The 19,195-nt window shown below is 44.3% G+C and carries 18 protein-coding genes; 12 read left to right on the top strand and 6 right to left on the bottom strand.

Annotated elements, in window-relative coordinates:
- The first annotated feature begins 94 nt into the window (after nucleotides 1-94).
- The 6 genes from pcnB to yjgA all read left to right on the top strand — a co-directional run bounded on the left by pcnB (nucleotide 95) and on the right by yjgA (nucleotide 6,535).
- Nucleotides 95-2,416: a polynucleotide adenylyltransferase PcnB gene (gene pcnB / locus FOR85_RS03980; RefSeq protein ID WP_144296817.1), complete on the top strand. Its 2,322-nt coding sequence runs from the start codon at nucleotides 95-97 to the stop codon at nucleotides 2,414-2,416.
- 42 nt (nucleotides 2,417-2,458) lie between these two features.
- Nucleotides 2,459-3,007, top strand: a complete 549-nt coding sequence (folK, locus tag FOR85_RS03975; RefSeq protein WP_144296816.1) for a 2-amino-4-hydroxy-6-hydroxymethyldihydropteridine diphosphokinase — start codon at nucleotides 2,459-2,461, stop codon at nucleotides 3,005-3,007.
- 111 nt (nucleotides 3,008-3,118) lie between these two features.
- Complete coding sequence (panB, locus tag FOR85_RS03970; protein ID WP_144296815.1) at nucleotides 3,119-3,919, top strand: 3-methyl-2-oxobutanoate hydroxymethyltransferase; 801 nt, start codon at nucleotides 3,119-3,121, stop codon at nucleotides 3,917-3,919.
- A gap of 81 nt (nucleotides 3,920-4,000) precedes the next feature.
- Entirely contained in the window at nucleotides 4,001-4,903 is a 903-nt protein-coding gene (gene panC / locus FOR85_RS03965) for a pantoate--beta-alanine ligase (protein ID WP_144296814.1), read from the top strand.
- A gap of 41 nt (nucleotides 4,904-4,944) precedes the next feature.
- Complete coding sequence (gene rapZ, locus FOR85_RS03960; RefSeq protein ID WP_144296813.1) at nucleotides 4,945-5,904, top strand: RNase adapter RapZ; 960 nt, start codon at nucleotides 4,945-4,947, stop codon at nucleotides 5,902-5,904.
- Between the two features lie 118 nt (nucleotides 5,905-6,022).
- A complete protein-coding gene (yjgA, locus tag FOR85_RS03955) occupies nucleotides 6,023-6,535 on the top strand; it encodes a ribosome biogenesis factor YjgA (RefSeq protein WP_068407800.1) in 513 nt (170 codons plus the stop codon).
- Nucleotides 6,536-6,648: 113 nt separating this feature from the next.
- Here the strand turns inward: yjgA and FOR85_RS03950 are convergent, their stop codons facing one another.
- Nucleotides 6,649-7,269, bottom strand: coding sequence for a thiol:disulfide interchange protein DsbA/DsbL (locus FOR85_RS03950; RefSeq protein WP_144296812.1), 621 nt, complete (start codon nucleotides 7,267-7,269; stop codon nucleotides 6,649-6,651).
- 454 nt (nucleotides 7,270-7,723) lie between these two features.
- Between FOR85_RS03950 and ubiG the strand changes: the two genes are divergently transcribed.
- The 4 genes from ubiG to FOR85_RS03930 all read left to right on the top strand — a co-directional run bounded on the left by ubiG (nucleotide 7,724) and on the right by FOR85_RS03930 (nucleotide 10,727).
- Nucleotides 7,724-8,584, top strand: coding sequence for a bifunctional 2-polyprenyl-6-hydroxyphenol methylase/3-demethylubiquinol 3-O-methyltransferase UbiG (ubiG, locus tag FOR85_RS03945; RefSeq protein ID WP_144296811.1), 861 nt, complete (start codon nucleotides 7,724-7,726; stop codon nucleotides 8,582-8,584).
- 73 nt (nucleotides 8,585-8,657) lie between these two features.
- Nucleotides 8,658-9,368: an HAD family hydrolase gene (locus FOR85_RS03940; RefSeq protein WP_144296810.1), complete on the top strand. Its 711-nt coding sequence runs from the start codon at nucleotides 8,658-8,660 to the stop codon at nucleotides 9,366-9,368.
- A gap of 93 nt (nucleotides 9,369-9,461) precedes the next feature.
- Entirely contained in the window at nucleotides 9,462-10,298 is an 837-nt protein-coding gene (locus FOR85_RS03935; RefSeq protein WP_144296809.1) for a YciK family oxidoreductase, read from the top strand.
- A 162-nt stretch (nucleotides 10,299-10,460) separates the two neighbouring features.
- Nucleotides 10,461-10,727, top strand: coding sequence for a DksA/TraR family C4-type zinc finger protein (locus FOR85_RS03930; protein WP_144296808.1), 267 nt, complete (start codon nucleotides 10,461-10,463; stop codon nucleotides 10,725-10,727).
- A 130-nt stretch (nucleotides 10,728-10,857) separates the two neighbouring features.
- Here the strand turns inward: FOR85_RS03930 and ompR are convergent, their stop codons facing one another.
- Entirely contained in the window at nucleotides 10,858-11,616 is a 759-nt protein-coding gene (ompR, locus tag FOR85_RS03925) for a two-component system response regulator OmpR (RefSeq protein WP_144296807.1), read from the bottom strand.
- Between the two features lie 425 nt (nucleotides 11,617-12,041).
- On the opposite strand from ompR, the gene FOR85_RS03920 reads away from it, so the two are divergent.
- On the top strand, nucleotides 12,042-14,591 hold the full coding sequence (locus tag FOR85_RS03920; protein WP_144296806.1) for a Tex family protein: 2,550 nt from the start codon (nucleotides 12,042-12,044) through the stop codon (nucleotides 14,589-14,591).
- A gap of 103 nt (nucleotides 14,592-14,694) precedes the next feature.
- Here the strand turns inward: FOR85_RS03920 and FOR85_RS03915 are convergent, their stop codons facing one another.
- The 3 genes from FOR85_RS03915 to FOR85_RS03905 all read right to left on the bottom strand — a co-directional run bounded on the left by FOR85_RS03915 (nucleotide 14,695) and on the right by FOR85_RS03905 (nucleotide 18,138).
- Nucleotides 14,695-15,177 (bottom strand): hypothetical protein, encoded by a 483-nt coding sequence (locus tag FOR85_RS03915; RefSeq protein WP_144296805.1) that lies wholly within the window; start codon nucleotides 15,175-15,177, stop codon nucleotides 14,695-14,697.
- A 444-nt stretch (nucleotides 15,178-15,621) separates the two neighbouring features.
- Nucleotides 15,622-16,467: a hypothetical protein gene (locus FOR85_RS03910; protein WP_144296804.1), complete on the bottom strand. Its 846-nt coding sequence runs from the start codon at nucleotides 16,465-16,467 to the stop codon at nucleotides 15,622-15,624.
- A 357-nt stretch (nucleotides 16,468-16,824) separates the two neighbouring features.
- A complete protein-coding gene (locus FOR85_RS03905) occupies nucleotides 16,825-18,138 on the bottom strand; it encodes a trans-acting enoyl reductase family protein (protein ID WP_144296803.1) in 1,314 nt (437 codons plus the stop codon).
- A 446-nt stretch (nucleotides 18,139-18,584) separates the two neighbouring features.
- On the opposite strand from FOR85_RS03905, the gene FOR85_RS03900 reads away from it, so the two are divergent.
- Nucleotides 18,585-18,740, top strand: coding sequence for a DUF1328 domain-containing protein (locus FOR85_RS03900; RefSeq protein WP_068407724.1), 156 nt, complete (start codon nucleotides 18,585-18,587; stop codon nucleotides 18,738-18,740).
- A gap of 131 nt (nucleotides 18,741-18,871) precedes the next feature.
- Here the strand turns inward: FOR85_RS03900 and FOR85_RS03895 are convergent, their stop codons facing one another.
- Nucleotides 18,872-19,165 carry a 4a-hydroxytetrahydrobiopterin dehydratase gene (locus FOR85_RS03895; protein ID WP_068407727.1) on the bottom strand — a complete coding sequence of 98 codons (294 nt, stop codon included), beginning with the start codon at nucleotides 19,163-19,165 and terminating at the stop codon, nucleotides 18,872-18,874.
- Between the last annotated feature and the right edge of the window lie 30 nt (nucleotides 19,166-19,195).

The following is a 19,195-nucleotide window of genomic DNA, read 5'->3' as shown; positions in this document are numbered from 1 at the left end:
ACCATGGTCAAAATTTGTTAAACTAGTGGGTACATCCGCCTGATAGACGCTGTGTTCGTCGGGGTGGTTAAGAATAAAGGCGAGGAGTAGATGCATGGCCGAGCGTGCCGCCAAGCAGTTAGAACTGAATAAATCTGAATTACCCAATTCCATTACCGAAGTGATAGCCACCCTAACCCGAGCTGGGTTTGATGCTTATATCGTCGGTGGCGGCGTGCGCGATACCTTGCTAGGCCTGCGTCCAAAAGACTTTGACGCGGTCACTGATGCCAAACCTCATGAGATTAAAGATGTCTTTGGCAAGCGTTGCCGTATTATTGGACGCCGCTTTCAATTGGCGCATGTCTACTCTGGGCGCGAGCTTATCGAAGTGGCGACCTTTCGTGGTCCACCGCTCAATAATGCCAATACCAATCAAGATGGGATGATTTTGCGCGACAATGTCTGGGGCGATATCAAACAAGATTTTGCCCGTCGCGACTTTTCTATCAATGCCCTTTATTATCAACCGCTCAAAGGCGTGGTGCATGATTTTTGCGGCGCGCTTGAAGATATCGATAATAAAGTTATTCGTCTCTTAGGTCATGCACCGACGCGTATCGAAGAAGATCCGGTCAGGTTGCTGCGTGCCCTGCGTTTTAAAGCCAAGCTTGGTTTTGATTTTGATAGCGAACTCGCCGCCCAGTTCCATGATGACAATTGGGCGCTGCTGGAGCAAATTTCTCCGCATCGTTTGTATGATGAAACGCAAAAAATGTTTACCGGTGGCTATTTAGTGCCGCTACTGCCGTTATTGTTTGAGTCGGGCGCGATTGACAGTTTAGTAATTTATCCGCCTGCTGAGCCAAGTGCCTTGGTCAAACAAGTCGCTATCAATACCGACAAACGTATCGCCGCTGGTAAAAGTATCAATCCTGCCTTCTTTTATGCCGCGTTATTGTGGGAAAACTATCTTCATCAATTGGAAAAAGCCAAAAAACGCAATATGCCTTTTGCTGACGCGCAACTGCATGCAGCGGGCAAAGTCATCGACCGTCAGCGTATCAAGACCGCCATTCCAAAATTTGCCGAACAATTTATCCGTGATATTTGGATATTACAGCCAAAATTGGCGGCGCCGCGCAGCAAACAAATTATCCAGTTGTCTGAGCATCCTCGTTTCCGCGCCGGTTTTGATTTCTTGCTATTGCGTGAGCAGTGCGGTGATGCCGAACATCCGCTTTCAGAGTCGACCAATGGCATGGGCGAGTGGTGGCAAACCTATCAAACCCTGACCGAACAGCAGCAAGATCAAGCGATTGATGATTTTGATGAGAATATCCGTCGTGGAGCCTATAAACAAGGGCAGCGTGGTCGCGGTCGTAATCGTCAAAAACAGCAAACCTCGAACGATAATGGCAAGGTGAATCACATAGAAAACGATCAGCAAGATAAAGTAAACGGCAATGGTCATAGCAAGCAGGCGGTTAATGATGCCTCAAACGTACCATCACGCCGCCGCCGCGCCGCGAGCCAATCTACTCAGCAAGCTAATAACAATGGTAATCATAGTGTCAGCAATAATAGTCATAATCAGGGCTATGATAAGCAGCAAGCGACACAAGATAATAATGAGCTGGCGCAATTGCAGCAGTTATCCCTGGCGAATACTGGCAAGCAAACGGCAAATAAGCGCCACGATGCCAAGCCTTCACCGTTATTTGTCATCGAGCATGAAAAAGTGGTTCCGCCATTACGCAAACAATTGCCAACGGACGATCAGCCAAAATCTAATGCTAAACCAAAGCAAGCGCCTGTGGAGCAAAGCACAAAAGCTGAAAGCACTTCATTTAAGAAAGCAGGAGTTGCAAGACAATCTGACAGCTCTGCTAACGCTGATAAGCAAGCGCAGCAGCATGCAAAAGCTAAACCAGTCGATACCAAGTCTGCTGCTAGCAAAGCCGATTTTGACCAGTCAGCTTTATCTACAACGGCCAATACTAATGCTGCTACTAATGTCCATACTAAGCGTACTGTCGCCCAAACGCCAGCGCTTGTCAGCATAAATAACGAGCCGATACCATATAAACGTCGCCGTCGTCAACCTACTACGATAGCGGATAATAGTAATACTGACAGTAAAAATAACGCTGATAACTTGCTTAACGTAGCGGCAAAACCAGCTAGCGATAAAGAGCAAGTAGTAAATACGGCCAAGTATGAGAAAAAAGCGCCTAAAGCTGCGGCAGATTTTGCTGAGGATACGCCGTCTGTTACTAAAAAACCTGTTGCTAAAAAAGCTGCTGCAACCAAACAGAATATTAAGAAACAGACTACTCAAGCTCAGAATCGAACAGCCGCTAGCAAGATGAATGAGCAAAAAGGGCCGGTTCCATCAAAACGCCGCCGCCGTCAGCCAAGCGTTAGCAACGGTTAGGCTTACAAGCCGATTTTAAAGCACTAAAGCACAGTGAAAACTATGAACAGCCACCTTGAAACTAGCAATGCCAATAAAAGTAGTAACGATATAAGTTGGGTTACCTGTTATGTTGGTTTAGGCAGCAATCTAGAAAACGAGCTAGGTTCGCCGGTAGAGCATTTACAGCAAGCCATCGTAGCTATGCAAGAAAATAAGCAGATACGAGCGGTACGAGTGTCTTCTTTCTACGCTTCGGCGCCGATGGGACCGCAAGATCAGCCTGACTATGTCAATGCGGTGGTAGGTTTTGAGACTACCTTAACTGCGTTTGAGCTGCTTGCATTTTGCCAAGCGCTAGAACAACAAGCCAAACGCGCCCGTTTGCGCCGCTGGGGTGAGCGCAGCCTCGATGTCGATATTTTATTGTATGGGGATATCAAAATCTCAGAGCCGCAATTAACCATACCGCACGCAGGCTTACATGAGCGCAATTTCGTCCTACTGCCGCTGCGAGAGTTGGCGCCAGAGTTAATCATTTTAAACAAACCAATAACGGATTATGCGTCCAGTGACGATTGGACGGGGCTAAAGCTATTAAAACTGAATTAATGCCTCTTTAGTGCCTCTGTAGAATTATGAATAAGTTGGATGCTACGATAGTGGGTGTGCATTTTATTAAAATATCAAAAGCTATAAATAGTTAACCGCATTGAGGGTCATATGACAACCTTATCTACTTTAAATAAATTTAAAAAAGACGGTGTTAAATTCACCTGTCTGACCTGCTATGACGCCATGTTTGCGCGTATGATGGACAACGCGCAAATCGATACGATTTTGATTGGTGATAGTTTGGGCATGGTAGTACAGGGTCATGATTCAACCTTGCCTGTCAGCGTTGATGATATGGCTTATCATACAACCAATATCGCTCGTAGTAATAAGCATGCGTTGATTTTAGCAGATTTGCCGTTTATGAGTTATGTGACGCTCCCAGATGCGGTGGCCAATAGCCGCAAGCTGATGCAGGCGGGCGCGCACGTGATTAAGATTGAAGGCGGCAGTGAGCTTTGCGATTTGGTCAAAACCTTGGCGCAAGCAGGTACGCCGACTTGTGTGCATTTAGGACTGACGCCGCAGTCTGTCAATGTCTTTGGTGGTTATAAAATACAAGGTCGCGGTGATGCAGCAGCCGAAAAACTGCTGACTGATGCCAAATCAGTGGTCGAGGCGGGTGCAGCGCTTTTGGTATTAGAGTGTGTACCCGCTGAGCTTGCGAAGGCAGTTACAGAAGCCGTAGCTGTGCCGGTTATTGGGATTGGCGCTGGTGCTGCTACTGATGGTCAAGTCCTTGTCATGCATGACATGCTGGGCATGGTGCACGGCCGCGTACCGCGCTTTGTCCATGACTTTTTAACTGACGAGCGTAATAGCGCAGGTAGTATTGAAGGGGCTTTTGCGCTGTATCAGCAGTCGGTACGTGACGGCAGTTTTCCCACTGAACAGCACCAATTTAGCTAGCCGTATTAAAGTAAATCGTATTTGATTTAATGATTTGACCATTATCAGTAGCACAAGCTGTCAGGATAAAACATAGTAACCATGCCAATTATTCATCATCACATCTCAGCACTGCGTAACGCTCTAAACCCTTATCGTGGACAGCAAAATGGCAAGCCGCGTATTGCGTTAGTGCCAACGATGGGCAATCTACATGATGGCCATCTTGAGCTGGTCAAGCTTGCCAAGCAACATGCCGATATTGTGGTGGTGAGTATCTTTGTCAATCCTACCCAATTTGGCGTCGGTGAAGACTTTGATAGCTATCCTCGGACGTTAGATGAGGACGTTGCCAAACTTACTACTGTTGCTGCCGATTACGTATTTGCGCCCAGTATTGATGAGATGTATCCGGTATTACCACCGCCAACGTCGGTTCGCGCAGGCGCAATCACCAGCCAGTTATGTGGCCAATCGCGTCCAAGTCATTTTGATGGCGTTGGCATTGTCGTCTCAAAGCTCTTTAATATCGTCCAGCCGGAAGTGGCCGTATTTGGGCAAAAAGACTATCAGCAGTTGGCCATTATTCAGCAGTTGGTGCGTGATTTAAGTTATCCGATTAAAATCATTGGCGCACCTATCGTACGAGCGGCTGATGGTTTAGCCTTGTCTTCACGCAATCAGTATTTAACTGAAACTGAGCGCAATATCGCTCCCATGCTTCATCAAGAATTACAGCGCTTAGCCGACCAGCTAATGAATGGCGCATATATCGAACGAGGGCTTGAGCATTTATTAGCAGCGGCTAGCGCGCGTATCACTGCCGCAGGTTTTATCATTGATTATTTAGAAGTCAAAACGGCGCAGCTTGATGCTTTTGAGATAGATGGAAAATCGACAACTTTCGCTGGAAATCAGCAAGATTTGGTGATTTTGGTTGCCGCATGGTTGGGCCGTGCACGCTTGTTAGACAATCAGCTAGTGACGGTAACACTGCCGTCATGAGCGCGGGAGTGGCTAGACGCAATGTATAAGGATGACGGATCATGAGTACAACGAAGGATAATGAGCACGCCAAATCAGATAACGAGCAGACACCATCACATAAAGATGGTTTAAGTATCTTGGTGGTGTCAGGGCGCTCAGGCTCGGGCAAGACCTCTGTACTCAATATCCTAGAGGATTTGGGCTATTATTCTATTGATAATATGCCTTTGTCATTGGTTCCTGAGGCGGCGCAAAAGCTGGTTTGTGATAGCGGCATCAAACGCGTCGCCCTTGGGGTCGATATTCGCACCCCTCGCGCCGATTTGTCCAATTTTTCTGAAATACATGATACGTTAAAGCAGACGTATGGCGAAGAGGCGCTCACCGTCATTTATGTGACAGCGCAAGAGGATATCTTGGTGGCGCGCTTTAATGCCACTCGCCGCATTCATCCTTTGATGGTGCAAGATAGCAAAGGTATAGAAAATACCACTGATAATTTACCAGCGGCGATTGAAAAAGAAAACCAGCTTTTGCAGCCGATATTTAGGCGTGCGGATCTTAAAATTGATACCAGTATGCTTAATATTCATCAGCTAAAAGAGCGCCTGCGCGATTATGTTGGGGCTGACAATCAAATCGCCATTAATCTGTTATCGTTTGGATTTAAGTATGGCAGCCCAATCGATGCCGACTTTGTCTTTGATGTGCGCATTTTGCCCAATCCGCATTGGAACCCAAAGCTGCGCGCCGCGACAGGTCTGGATGCTGAGGTCGCTGACTTTTTTGCTGATTATCCAGAGGTGGCAGAGATGACTAACGATATCGCTACATTTCTGACGCGCTGGTTGCCAGATTTTTTACATAATAATCGCCATACGGTAACGGTTGCGATTGGCTGCACAGGGGGCAAGCATCGCTCGGTATTTATTACCAAGCACTTGCAAGATAAATTGACCGTGAGCTTGCCCGAAGGTTTGAGCATTACCGCCAAGCACCGCGAAAAACATCGTTGGTAAGGCAAGGTTAGTAATGCTAATTATTAATGGTTATTAGCTACAATGAATGCTTAAGCAATATAATCAGCAAGACGCAATAAACTCTATTATTTACTATCTCGAAAAATGGAAAGCTTTTATGATTGACTGGTCAGAACAGGATATGCGCGTCTCGCGCACAGAGCTCAAAAAAGCTCATGAGCGCTTACAAGCATTGTCGATACCGCTTGCCAGCTTATCGAAGAAGCAGCTCAAAAACCTGCCAGCAAGTGATTACTTTATGGCAGAGCTGATGGCGCTTGCTGATATTACCAGTGCCAATGCGCGCAATCGTCAAACCAAACGGGTCGGTAAACTCATCAGTGAAGAAAACCGCCATGAATTGGTTAAAGCCTTGTTCGACGCTTTTTTTCCAAAAGAGCAGATTTCTAAAATCGAAAGCTGGATTGAGCGCTTAAACATCAATGATGAAGGCACGCTAAAGCAGTTTGTAAAACAATACAAAGCCTCTGAGCGTAATAGTTTGTATCAGTTGCTGCTATGGATTGAATATGCCAAACATACACAAGACGATGAATTGATGGCGGAGTCTAAAGAAGATTTGGCCAGTTATATTCGTGAAGTGGCGATATTGTCGCAGCTGAAAAGCTAACTATTTATGTTAGTGCTAATAACAGTTCATAGTCCATAAAAAAGCCAATCGTTAAAGATTGGCTTTTTGTATTTTATAAATGTTTATTTTTTAAATGATTTACACATCTTAAATTATTTTTTCTCGGCGCGTACTTTATCAACGAGATAATCAACCACTTTAGGAACAGTGGCGCTTTCACCAGTCACCACATACTTACCATGGACGACTACTGCTGGTACACCTGAAAGCTGATAACGCTTGGCACCAGCTTGTGAGCGACCAATTTTTGTGCCAACGGCAAATGAGTTATAAAGACTATTGAATTTCTTTTCATTCACCCCTTTAGATGCGTACCATTTGCTCAGTGACGCTTGGTCAAATAACTGTTTGCCGTCTTTATGCACCGCATCAAATAACGCATCATGGGTTTTGTCTTCATAGCCTAGTAATTGCGCGGCGTAGAAACCACGGGCGCTGGCTTCCCAAACAGGGTTTAGCGCGGCTGGGGTTTTGAAAAATGCCACGTCTTTGTCTTGGGTTTTTGCCCATTTTTCCATATGTGGATTGAGGACGTTACAATGCGGGCAGCCATACCAAAAGAATTCACGTACAATGATAGCATCACCGTTGATTTTTTCTGGATTATCTAGCACGCGGTAGTCTTTTCCTGCGACATAATTGGCGGCTTGTGCGCCCATATTGGCAAACCCAATAGCACAAGCCAAACCAGTCAATGCGATGATACGTTTCATACTTTTTCCTTGAGGTGTCGAGATTCAGAATAGTTGTTTCAGAAGGTTCGATTCAGCAGTCATTTAACGCATTTATATAGAGGTCTCACAAGTTTAAGCGGCAATGCGTCGCCTAAATCCCCCTTTTATAGACTACTGCCTATAATAGCGTAAAATGCCCATAGTTGTGAACCCGATTCTTAACTAACGGTTGTAAAGCTGTGAGCTATTATTTAAGGTATCTTACTTATGGTTTTGCGCTTATTTTATATCATAAATTTCAGCCCGATCGTCAATCCAAAGTCGTTAAGCCAAATTTTTTCAATTTAAAAATAGCTGTCTCATAAGACTATAATTTGCGCGTTTCACAAACGGTGACGATGTACTCACGACAAAGTTGCTGCTCTCATGCTAATATTGAGCGTAGCATCATACTTCCCGATAATAACTATAATGCCAATAAAGGAAAAATCCTATGAGCCAAGTTTTACCTTCTGCGCAGCCTGTGAATCATCAACAAAACAATCCTACTGACAATATGAGCAATAGTAATAATGTTGCTAACGAATTCAATCAAAATACGGCGATTAATGTCGATGCCAGCGAAGTAGAAAAATTCAACAATTTGGCGAGCGAGTGGTGGAATAAAACCGGCGCCTTTGCCACCTTACACGAAATCAATCCGCTACGCCTTAATTGGATAGAAGACAACGTCAAGCACGGCTTTATGAGTGCTGATAGCAGTAAAATCGCAGAATTGGGCTTGGCAGGTAAAAAAGTTCTTGATGTTGGCTGCGGCGGCGGTATTTTGTCAGAATCTATGGCGCGACGCGGCGCTGATGTTACTGGTATTGACCTTGGCACAGAAAATCTCAAAGCGGCGGCCTTACATGCAGAGCAAAGCAATTTAGATGATACCTTGCGTTATCAGCACATTCCGATTGAGCAATTGGCTGAAAGCCATGCCGGTCAGTTCGATGTGGTGACTTGTATGGAGATGCTCGAGCATGTACCAGACCCAACTGCCATCGTTGAGGCGTGCTTTAAGCTACTAGCGCCAGGCGGCGTTTGCGTGCTCTCGACCATTAACCGCAACCCTAAATCCTACTTATTTGCCATCATTGGCGCTGAGTATGTATTGCGCCTACTTGATCGCGGCACCCATGATTACGCCAAATTTATCACCCCAGCGGAATTGGATAAAATGGCGCTCAATGCAGGCTTTAACCGTCAAGATATCATTGGGCTGCATTATAATCCGTTGACCAAACGCTACTGGTTGGCGCAAAACGTCGATGTCAATTATATGATGGCGGTACAAAAACCACTGTTGTAAATTTTTTTTATGAGTATTCCTTTTTAACCACTTTTTAAATCCATGTTTTAAATCAAAATTAAGAGCGCCTGTTATGAGTCAATTTGTAAAAGCTGTCTTGTTCGACCTTGATGGGACGTTAATCGACACTGCCGCCGATTTCGTCCGAATTATTGGTAAAATGAGCGGCGAGAATGATTGGCAAGCGCCACCTGAAGCTGAGATTCGTGAGCAAGTTTCCGCAGGCGCTTCGTCGATGGTACGCTTGATGCTGCGGCACAACGGCCAGCTTGAGGTTAGTGAAGAAGAGTTACTTGAGTTTCGTCAGCAGTTTTTAGACGATTATGAAGCCGATATATGCGTCGATAGTTGTGTTTTTAGCGAGCTTGAAGAAGTACTGCGCACCTTAGAGGATAAAGGCGTGCCGTGGGGAATTGTCACCAATAAGCCGCGCTATTTAGCAGAGCTTTTGCTAGAAGCAATGCAGTTAGATGAGCGCTGCTCGGTACTAGTCTGTCCTGATGATGTATCACGCTCTAAGCCAGATCCAGAGCCGATGTATATGGCGTTGGAAAAACTCGCTATCCCGCGCGGCGCTGCTGAAAGTGTGCTTTATATTGGCGACCATATACGCGATATCGAAGCGGGCAACGCCGCTGGTATGACAACCATTTTAGCTGCCTATGGTTATATCCCGCCTGAAGATCAAAAAAACTTAAAGAAATGGGGCGCTGACTACATTACCGACACCCCTAAAGAGTTGAGTAAGCTTTTACTCTCTTCTGGTAAGTTTGACTATTTATAAAATAACTACTTATAAAGCAAATAAGCCATTCATTGAGATAGCTAATAAGCAACCTACTATTAAATCATCAAATAATAAGCAGTGAGTAATGCCATGAGTGACAATACTAATCCGCCCACGCCGCAGCAAGCCAATCAAGCAGCTGCGCAAAATTCTGTACCATCTGTATCGCACGACGCTATTCGTAATTTTATACCGCCTGATAACTGCTTAGATGGTAAAACAATTTTGGTCACGGGTGCTGGTGATGGTATCGGCCGTGTTGCCGCCTTGACCTATGCGCGTTACGGTGCGACGGTGTTATTGTTGGGTCGTACCAGTAGCAAACTTGAATACGTTTATGATGAAATCGAAAGCTTTGGCGGCAAGCAGCCTGCCATGCTACCGATGAATCTTGAAGGCGCGACTTATGCTGAGATGCAAACGCTAGAGAATTTGATAGCAAAAGAAGTCGGACAGCTCGATGGGGTATTGCACAACGCTGGCATGCTAGGTGCTTTGACACCGCTTGAGATGTACGATGTCGATATGTTTGCTCAAGTGATGAAGGTCAACTTTACCTCTACCTTTATGCTCACCCAAGCGCTACTGCCGCTGCTTAAAGATGCCGCCCATGGTTCTATCGTCTTTACTTCTAGTAGCGTTGGCACCCATCCGCGCGCGTTTTGGGGTGCTTATGCACTGTCTAAGCAAGCGGTAGAAGGCATGAGTGATATATTTACCCAAGAGACGCAAAATACCACCAATTTACGCTTCAATTGCATCAATCCTGGCGGCACCCGTACCAATATGCGTGCTCATGCTTTTCCGGGTGAAAATCCGATGAGCCTAAAGACACCAGAAGATATTATGGGCGGCTATGTGTTTTTGATGAGTGATAAAAGCATCGGCGTGCGCGGTCAAGTGGTTGAGCTGCAACCAAAAGGCTAATTATCATTTGCTATCTTATTGCCCACTATTTTTATCGCTATTAATGGTATTTATAAAAGCGTTTATTGATTGAAATAAGTGCTCTATAACCCCATCTATTTGTTATTAAAGACTTTTATCAATTAAAGCCTAAATAGCATTAATAAAAAACAGGATACGATTATGGCAGGTGGCTGGTCAAGAGATGGGGCAGAGCATGAACAAATGGATGCGACCGTTAATGATGCGTTAGAGCGCGCACGGCGTGCACTGCCGACCGGTGAAAGTGCTGAGTTTTGTGATGAGTGTGGCAACCCGATTCCAGAAGCGCGGCGCGTAGCGGTACCGGGTGTGCAGCACTGCGTTAGTTGTCAGTCTGAGCTTGAAAAAGAAGCAAGGGCAATTGAGCTCTTTAATCGCCGCGGTAGTAAAGACAGTCAATTACGTTAGATTTATGCACTAAATATTTAGCGTTAAACCAATAGTTAGAACAATAAAAAAGCCCTGCAATCAATGTGCAGGGTTTTTTTATTGTATTAATTTTTATGGCATTAAATAGTATTAACATTAAATGCTAAAGCTATTCGCTCTTAGCGGCTTCAGCTTCTGCTTCATCGGGTACGAATACATAGCCGACGCCCCAAACGGTTTGGATATAACGCGCTTGTGAAGGATTATCCTCAATCAAACGGCGCAAACGTGATACTTGCACATCGATAGAACGCTCCATCGCGCCCCATTCACGGCCACGGGCAAGATTCATTAGCTTATCACGCGTCAATGGCTCACGCGGATGCTGCACCAAGGCTTTTAATACCGAGAATTCACCGGTTGTTAAAGTCACCACATTGCCATCACGTTTCAGGGTACGGGTCGATAAATCAAGCGTCCATGGTCCAAATTCAACCACTTCAAGCTGATGACTTGGCGCACCCGGCAGCTCACGATTCTGACGACGCAGCACCGCCTTGATACGTGCTAGTAGCTCTTTTGGGTTAAATGGCTTTGGCAGATAGTCATCAGCACCGGCTTCAAGGCCAGCGATACGATCGGCATCGCCACCTTTGGCCGTCAGCATGATGATCGGTATATCGCCATTGTCTTCACGCAAACGCTTACAGATACTAATACCGTCTTCGCCTGGCAGCATCAAATCCAATACCACCAATGAGAACAGCTCACGTTGCATCAATTTGTCCATCTGATTGCCATCATGCGCCGTACGAACGACAAAACCATCGTCTTCTAGAAAACGCTGCAATAAAGAGCGCAAGCGAGCATCGTCATCAACGACCAAAATACGCTGGTTTAAGGTGTCAGGGCTGTTGTTATCTGTCATACAGTCATCCTCTTATAAAAATTATTATTGGTAGAAATTGTGATTAAAAATACAAGGGTAAATATTTTTGTTAATAAAAATAGAATTCAGAAAAGCGTCCATAAAGGTAATAATATTAGTGCTGCTAGCTAGAAATCATTCCATTGATTGCTAAAAATCAATAAGTATAACAAACTAGTGTTCAGTACAGTAGTAAACTGCAATATTTGTACGATTGAGACTTTAGTGTATAAGATTGCTGTAATAATTGCATCAATGATAATGCTAAATGCTGTATGCGTTTGTTTAACAGGGCGCAAGAACGGACAATATCAGACGATTTTTGCCAGAAAACAGGTGATAAATAACGAAAAGATAAAAAGGATTTTTATTCATGCAGCTTTTGCTATAATGCAAAACTACATTTCTCAACGATTGATACGTCTATGAGTAGCACTGATACCTTAACGCCATCTCAAACCTCGACAAATGCACAGGTTTTGGATGCAACCACACACGCGAATATTCACGACAAGCTTGCTCGCGCGCTTGGCATTAAGACTGCTCAAGTCAATGCGTTTGTCGAACTTTACGATGAAGGCGCGACCGTTCCGTTTATTGCCCGTTACCGTAAAGAAAAGACGCAGAATCTTGACGATGCGCAGCTGCGAGCTTTAGAGAAGTCGCTCAATTATGAGCGTGATATGGCAACCCGTCGCCTTAAAATTACCGAGCTGCTAAGCACGCAGGGTAATTTGACTGACGAGCTGCAGACGCGTATTGATAATGCGACGTCGAAACTTGAGCTTGAAGACATCTACTTGCCATACCGTCCGCGTCGCCGCTCACCAGCGGCCAAAGCACGCGCCGCTGGTCTTGATGTGGCTGCACAAGCGCTGTTAACACAAGAGATTACACCGACAGAGGCGCTTGCCGACTATCAAGCACAATCTAGCATTACCGATGATAGTGGTAATGAGATTGAAGTCGACTTCAGCGATATCGACAAGCAATTGGCAGGCGTACAAGCCATCATCGTTGATGAATGGACGCAAGCGTTAGACTTACTCGATAATTTACGTAGTGGCTTTGCGAAAACGGCGAGTATAGTATCGAGCGTCGCCAGTGAAGAAAAACGCGAAGTTGGTGAGAAGTTCAAAGATTACTTTGAACATAGTGAAAGCTTGGCGCGTCTGCCAAATCATCGTCTATTAGCGATGCTTCGCGGTCGCCAAGAAAACGTTTTAGGTCTTAAAATCGAAGGCGAAGACGCGCCATTTATCGAAAAAATCATCAAGCACTTTGAGGTTGATGCCAAAGCGCCAGCAGAACGTCAAGAGTTTTTAACAGAAGCCGCGACCAGTTTATGGAAAGAAAAATGGCGTCCGCATATTGAGCATCGTTTATTGACAGAAAAACGTCTGACCGCTGAAGCCGATGCCATTGATGTATTTGCCAATAATTTACAGCATTTACTTATGGCAGCGCCTGCTGGCCGTAAGGTGATTCTAGGCGTTGATCCGGGTATCCGCCATGGCGTTAAAATGGCGATTGTTGATACCCAAGGCCATGTCATGCTAGATGGCGAAGAAAAGCCTGTCGTCGCCAACGTTTATCCGTTTGCCCCCGATAATAAGATGGATGAAGCCAAAAAAGTCATCGATAAATTATTAAGCACTTATGGCGTTGATTTGGTCGCTATCGGCAACGGTACGGCGAGCCGCGAAACAGACGCGATGATTAAAGAGATTTTGGCGGCCAACGCTGAGTTAAAAGCCAAAGCCGTAATTGTTAATGAGTCGGGCGCTTCTGTTTATTCGGCAAGTGAGCTTGCCAGTGACGAGCTTGCCAATTTAGATGTATCGGTACGCGGTGCGGTTTCTATTGCCCGTCGCTTGCAAGACCCGCTATCAGAATTGGTTAAAGTTGACCCAAAAGCGATTGGCGTTGGTCAATATCAGCATGATGTCAACCAAACCCAGTTGGCAGATAGCCTAGATAAAGTTACCCAAGACAGCGTAAACGCCGTTGGTGTTGATGTAAATACCGCAAGTCCTGCTATCTTAGCGCATATTGCGGGTTTGAATAAAAATGTCGCCCAGCAAATCGTCACCTATCGTAAAGAGCACGGCGCCTTTGATAACCGTGAAGCATTGAAAAACGTCCCACGCTTAGGGGTAAAAACCTTTGAGCAAGCGGCAGGTTTCTTACGCGTCCACGGCGGTAGCAATCCCCTTGATGCGACAGGCGTGCATCCAGAAAGCTATGCGCTGGTTGACAGCTTACTTAAGCAAACCGGTAAAGCATTACCAGAAGTTATCGGTAACGATGGCGTGTTAAACAGCATCGATACCACTGCACTGGCTGCCAATGATGATAATATCAGTGTCAAAGCCATCATCGAAGAGCTTGCCAAGCCTGCTCGTGATCCGCGCCCTGAGTTTAAAACGGCTAACTTCCGTGAAGACGTCAATAGTATTAAAGACTTAAGCGAGGGCATGCAGCTTGAAGGTGTTGTTACCAACGTGACAGCTTTTGGTTGCTTCGTTGATGTCGGCGTCCACCAAGATGGTCTTGTGCATATCTCACAGATGGCCAATGATTTCGTCGCTGACCCGATGAACCGCGTTAAGCCTGGTGATATCGTCTCGGTACGTGTGATTTCTATCGATGAAAAACGTGGCCGTATCGGCTTTAGTATGAAGCCTGAGTCTGAAAAACCAGTACGCCCAGCTGCGAAGTCGACTGCAGAAGGTACAGGCAATGAGGATAAAGCCAGTCGTCCACGCAGCAACCGTCCAAGTAATAGCCGTCCAGTGGCTGATAAGCGTTCGTCAAAACCACGTGGCAATCGTCAAGATAAAGATAATGCCAACAACCGTCGTAAAGCACCTAGAGCGGAGAAAGCAGCAGCACCTAATAAAGAAGCACCTAATAAAATAGGTACGCTTGGCGCGCTGTTGCAGGAAGCTGGCGTTACTAAAACTAAAAAATAATATTTGTCATAAAGATTAACCAAAAAAGGCAGCCAAATGGCTGCCTTTTTTATTGAGAATATATTGGAGGATTCTCTTTAAAATTGGTTTTGCTATTTATGTTTTATAGCGCTTGCGTCGGCTCGTCATCTTCTTCAGTCTCTAATGATGCTTCTTCTTGTAGAGCTGCTTCCTCATCTAGCATAGCTTGCTGCAAATCTTGTTGTTGCATCGCTGCTTCATCATCTTGTATGGCTTGTTGCTGCATTGCAGCTTCTGGATTTTGCATTGCGGCTTGTTGCGCCTGCATGTCTTCTTGCATGGTATTTTGAATTGTCGCTTGCTCAGATTGTAGCTCAGTAGTCATTGGCTGTTTGTTAGCAAGATTATTAACCTGTGCTCTTTTGATCGTTTGAGTTTCGCTTAACTGAAATGGATTAGAGTGATCGGTTGCGGCTTCATTTGTAGGAGTGCCTTCAGCTTCGAGGGTGGTTGCAGTGGCTGCATCTTCTACTGCTTCGCTATCAGTAGGGGCTGCCATAGCCAAACTTGGGATAGTGAGCGCTGCGCCCATAAGTAACGATAAAGATAGAGTACTTTTTTTCATTAATCCATTCCTTAATTTACAATCTTATAATGTCAGTTTAAGGGGTTTTAAACTTGACGCTTATATTGAGTATTGTTGTATAAAACAAAATTGCTATACCAATTTATTTAGTATTTCGCATTTATATATTTAATATATCTAACATTAAACCTATAGACAAAATAAAATCATGATAACCATTGAACGATTATCATGATTGATTTGGTTAGAGAGTTTTATAAGCTGAACTGGGTCAGTGATAAAAATCTAATAGGAGAATAGCAACTAAATAAGCATGGGTTCAGTAGCACATCGATTAAAACTCTCACAGAGCGGTGTTTGTAAGTGAGTTTGTGCAACTATTCTAGCGTTATTGTCAGGCTCGACAAAAGGAAAGCAAAATGTCTTTTTTGCTTTCCTTTCTAATTTTAAAGACCGTATGGTTAATACTCAATTATCAACATTCTATTCAACAATCACATATTTACCGGTTGTTGGATCGACCACGCGTTGCTGGGTATTATTGTCCGGCACGCGAATCACAGGGAAGGTTTGACTGATTTCTGTATCTTCAAGGACGCTGCTATCTGCCTCTTCACCAACGATGACGGCGCGATTAGCTCCAACTTCTACCGCAATTGCTGTACCACTTGCGGTATTAACGCGTTTAATTTGGTCTTCCGGCGCAATGATGACTTCTTTTACACGGTACTTAGCAGGGCGGATAACGCGGGTAGTTTCGACAACGACTGGCTCCATACTGCGCTCTTCAGTGATCGCAACTTGAGGTTCTGGCGCTGGCGCTTCAGTTTCTTTAGGGTCGCTGACAACAGGGGTAGGGAATTTAGCACCAAAGTGATTGTCGCACTGCTGCATGCTGAGTCGTACCGGATTACCGGCTTTGTCCATATAAACGTTGACGAGCATATCAGCAGCGATAGGCACGTATTTGCCCACTAAAGGACCTGAAACACCATAACGACCGTTTGACTGTCCAACGCCCAAATCACAAGCACCGGCTGAATAATCACTGGCTTGTAAATTATTACTATTGACCACGGCTTGAGGAATCATGACTTCAGACAAACGCATCTTTTTAATCGATGCTTCGCCTGCCTGCATCTTTGGTTTTTGGTAAGTATAAGGCGTATAAAATTTCGCCGAACCATCTTTGACCGCCATGACACATTCATCGTAGCTGTCATAACCAACGTTGCCATGGTTATCAGTCGTCATACCGGCGTTGGCGGTACTGGCAAACATGGCGACACCGGATGTCAAAACTGCGGCTGTTAATAGATTTAATTTCATAGTCATTCCCTCTTAGTTGTTATTAATGTAGTTATTGTTAATATGTCTCTTTGGGTTCATTGAACTTAGGCTTGGTCTATAAAATCCGTGCCATAACCTGTTCAATCCTACGTGAGTTATAGCAATATGGCTGTGACATTAGTCTGGAAATGTGCAGCTTAATGTATTGAAAAAGGGCAAAGGGGCAACATCGTTTACCAAAGAAATACGCTTTTATCGTTTATTAACATTTGTCTAAAAATTGAAGATCAACGAGGTAAATAATATAGGTAATAAAAAACCGCCTCTTGTTGCCAAGAAACGGTCATTACTATCTTAGTTAGAATTAACTCGTTTTAATCTTAACTATGGTTGCTATTAATCTTCTACTACTTCAAAGCTGAGACCAGAATGTTCTTGTAAACGTTCAATTAAGCGATCGCCCATCGCTGAAGCAGGTGTCCAAAAACCACCACCGACATCGTCTTTACTAATATCTTGCGCGAGACATAAAGCTGCCTGTGCCAACATACGCGAGGTGCTGCCGTAACCTGGGTCTTTATCTCCAGTTACTTTAGTATTAATGGTGTCGTTATTGGCAGTTTCACCAAACAAGCGAATATCAAAGTAGCCGTTTTCTTGCTCTTCTTTAGAAGGACCCGAGCCAGATTTAGGCAGCACATGTTTAGATAACAGCTCGCGACTTGGTTTAATCATCATCGCCGTGGCAAATCCCATTAAACCTGCGCTCATCGCGTAGCTTGATAATTTACCTTTTATGCCGTCTTTCATCCACATCGCTTCGTCATACTTAAAGTCGCGACCGTATTCATAGCCAAGCAGTTGGTTACTGCGATGCACAATACGGGTATTGATGCTGGCCATGACAAATGGTGCCAGCCAGCGTTTGTGCTCTTCATCGTATTCTGGCTTGCTGACATTATCTTGACGCACGTTTGGTGCATCTTTGTCATCGTTGAGCAGATAAGGGTTTGCTACTTGCTTACGGCGTGATTTATCTTGACCAACTTCTTCAAAAATCGTCGCCATCGACGCAATCGTGCCGCCAGATAAACCGCCTTTTGCCGCTTTGACGCGCATATGAATCACATCGCAAGTGCTACCCAATTTTTCTTGTGCTTGCTGCTGGGTAAAATATACGCCCAAATCCGACGGAATAGAGTCAAAGCCGCATGAATTGACGATACGCGCGCCGCTTTGCTTGGCGGCGTCCTGATATTTATCCATCATATCTTTGATAAATATCGCTTCGCCAGTCAGATCGACATAATCGGTACCATGATTGGCGCAAGATTTAATCAAAGGTTCCCCATATTTTAGGTAAGGGCCAACGGTTGAAATAATAACTTGGGCTTGCTTGGTCATCTTATCGAGGCTAGCAGCATCGTTACTATCGGCAATGATTATATCGACTTTGCTGGCAAGATTAGACTGTAGCTCATTGAGCTTTTCTTCATCACGACCAGCTATCGCCCACGTGACATTCTCGCCATTTTTATTTTTAGCATTTGATAAAAATTCTGTTAAATAATGCGCTGTAATCTGACCTACAAAACTGGTCGCACCGTACAAAACTATCGCGTAAGGACGCTTCTCACTAGGGTTAGCAGGCTCTTGATTTGTTGATGTTTGTTTTGATGTCGCTGTATCGTTTGAGGTTTCCGTATTCATAGTTATTTTCCTTATTAAATAGCGATTATTGTGAAATTGCTAAATAGCTGTTTTTGTTCATTATACAACTGACATTAGATATGGAATCTGCAGAAAGTAGCAGATTTAGGTTTATAGCAGATTTTGTCATAAAAATAAGCGAATTTAAGTAACTATTCACTATCTCTACACATAAGTCTTGAAAAGCCAAGTAAAAAACTTAAGAATGGTAAGATTTGCTACAAAGTTTACATAACCTATCGACATTATTACCAAAATGAACGTTCTTTAGAGAAAATCATTGCTAATCTATATTCGTACGCAGTAATAAGTTGTATCAAAACAAAAAGAAGATTTTCAGGAAGAAAAGAGTGCAGTGCTAAAACGGTTGATTGATAAATAGTTTATTAGCAACCAAAACTGCTAGCTGTATATCTAGTTTCTAACCATAATTTGAGGAGAATATTATGTTTCGTTGGGCCATTATTTTTGCGGTAATTGCGTTGATTGCAAGTTTCCTAGGCTTTGGCGGTGTCGCTGGTTTATCGGCAAACTTTGCTTATATCCTACTAGCTATTGCTGTGATTCTATTCATTGTCGCATTTGTTAGTCGCCGTATGTAATAGAGAACAGTGACTGCTTAGGTCGTAATTTTCCATATTGGTAATAAGAAAAAGTCCTCGATTGAGGACTTTTTTTATGGCTAAAATTTGACTATTTTAATTACTCTTAGTGCCAAACGTCTTATGTGGTTCTAGAAAGTTTTAGGCTGGATAATATGTTCCATACGTTTTGCAAGGCGAATATCTAGGCTTGTGATACCACCCGTATCGTGCGTGGTCAGGCGGACATCAACAACGTTATAAGTATTGCTCCATTCAGGATGATGTTCGAGCGCCTCGGCATAAAAAGCAGCTTGATTCATAAAGCTCATCGCTTCAATAAAATCGCTGAAATGATAGCTTTTGACGATACTATTGCCGTCGCGCCGCCAGCCAGCCAAGTCTTCCAATTGTAAGTCGATTTGTTGGTTAGATAAACTACTCATGGTGATATCCTTTATTATTATTAGGGAGGG

The organism is Psychrobacter sp. YGAH215 (assembly GCF_007280595.1).
Lineage (GTDB): Bacteria > Pseudomonadota > Gammaproteobacteria > Pseudomonadales > Moraxellaceae > Psychrobacter > Psychrobacter faecalis.
Note: the sequence above shows the minus strand (reverse complement) of the source record. Positions and strands in the feature narration are given on the sequence as shown.

Bases quoted from the DNA above. Each gene is read 5' to 3' on its own strand.
- pcnB (WP_144296817.1), top strand. From the start codon at position 95: ATGGCCGAGCGTGCCGCCAAGCAGTTAGAACTGAATAAATCTGAATTA.
- folK (WP_144296816.1), top strand. From the start codon at position 2,459: ATGAACAGCCACCTTGAAACTAGCAATGCCAATAAAAGTAGTAACGAT.
- panB (WP_144296815.1), top strand. From the start codon at position 3,119: ATGACAACCTTATCTACTTTAAATAAATTTAAAAAAGACGGTGTTAAA.
- panC (WP_144296814.1), top strand. From the start codon at position 4,001: ATGCCAATTATTCATCATCACATCTCAGCACTGCGTAACGCTCTAAAC.
- rapZ (WP_144296813.1), top strand. From the start codon at position 4,945: ATGAGTACAACGAAGGATAATGAGCACGCCAAATCAGATAACGAGCAG.
- yjgA (WP_068407800.1), top strand. From the start codon at position 6,023: ATGATTGACTGGTCAGAACAGGATATGCGCGTCTCGCGCACAGAGCTC.
- FOR85_RS03950 (WP_144296812.1), bottom strand. From the start codon at position 7,269: ATGAAACGTATCATCGCATTGACTGGTTTGGCTTGTGCTATTGGGTTT.
- ubiG (WP_144296811.1), top strand. From the start codon at position 7,724: ATGAGCCAAGTTTTACCTTCTGCGCAGCCTGTGAATCATCAACAAAAC.
- FOR85_RS03940 (WP_144296810.1), top strand. From the start codon at position 8,658: ATGAGTCAATTTGTAAAAGCTGTCTTGTTCGACCTTGATGGGACGTTA.
- FOR85_RS03935 (WP_144296809.1), top strand. From the start codon at position 9,462: ATGAGTGACAATACTAATCCGCCCACGCCGCAGCAAGCCAATCAAGCA.
- FOR85_RS03930 (WP_144296808.1), top strand. From the start codon at position 10,461: ATGGCAGGTGGCTGGTCAAGAGATGGGGCAGAGCATGAACAAATGGAT.
- ompR (WP_144296807.1), bottom strand. From the start codon at position 11,616: ATGACAGATAACAACAGCCCTGACACCTTAAACCAGCGTATTTTGGTC.
- FOR85_RS03920 (WP_144296806.1), top strand. From the start codon at position 12,042: ATGAGTAGCACTGATACCTTAACGCCATCTCAAACCTCGACAAATGCA.
- FOR85_RS03915 (WP_144296805.1), bottom strand. From the start codon at position 15,177: ATGAAAAAAAGTACTCTATCTTTATCGTTACTTATGGGCGCAGCGCTC.
- FOR85_RS03910 (WP_144296804.1), bottom strand. From the start codon at position 16,467: ATGAAATTAAATCTATTAACAGCCGCAGTTTTGACATCCGGTGTCGCC.
- FOR85_RS03905 (WP_144296803.1), bottom strand. From the start codon at position 18,138: ATGAATACGGAAACCTCAAACGATACAGCGACATCAAAACAAACATCA.
- FOR85_RS03900 (WP_068407724.1), top strand. From the start codon at position 18,585: ATGTTTCGTTGGGCCATTATTTTTGCGGTAATTGCGTTGATTGCAAGT.
- FOR85_RS03895 (WP_068407727.1), bottom strand. From the start codon at position 19,165: ATGAGTAGTTTATCTAACCAACAAATCGACTTACAATTGGAAGACTTG.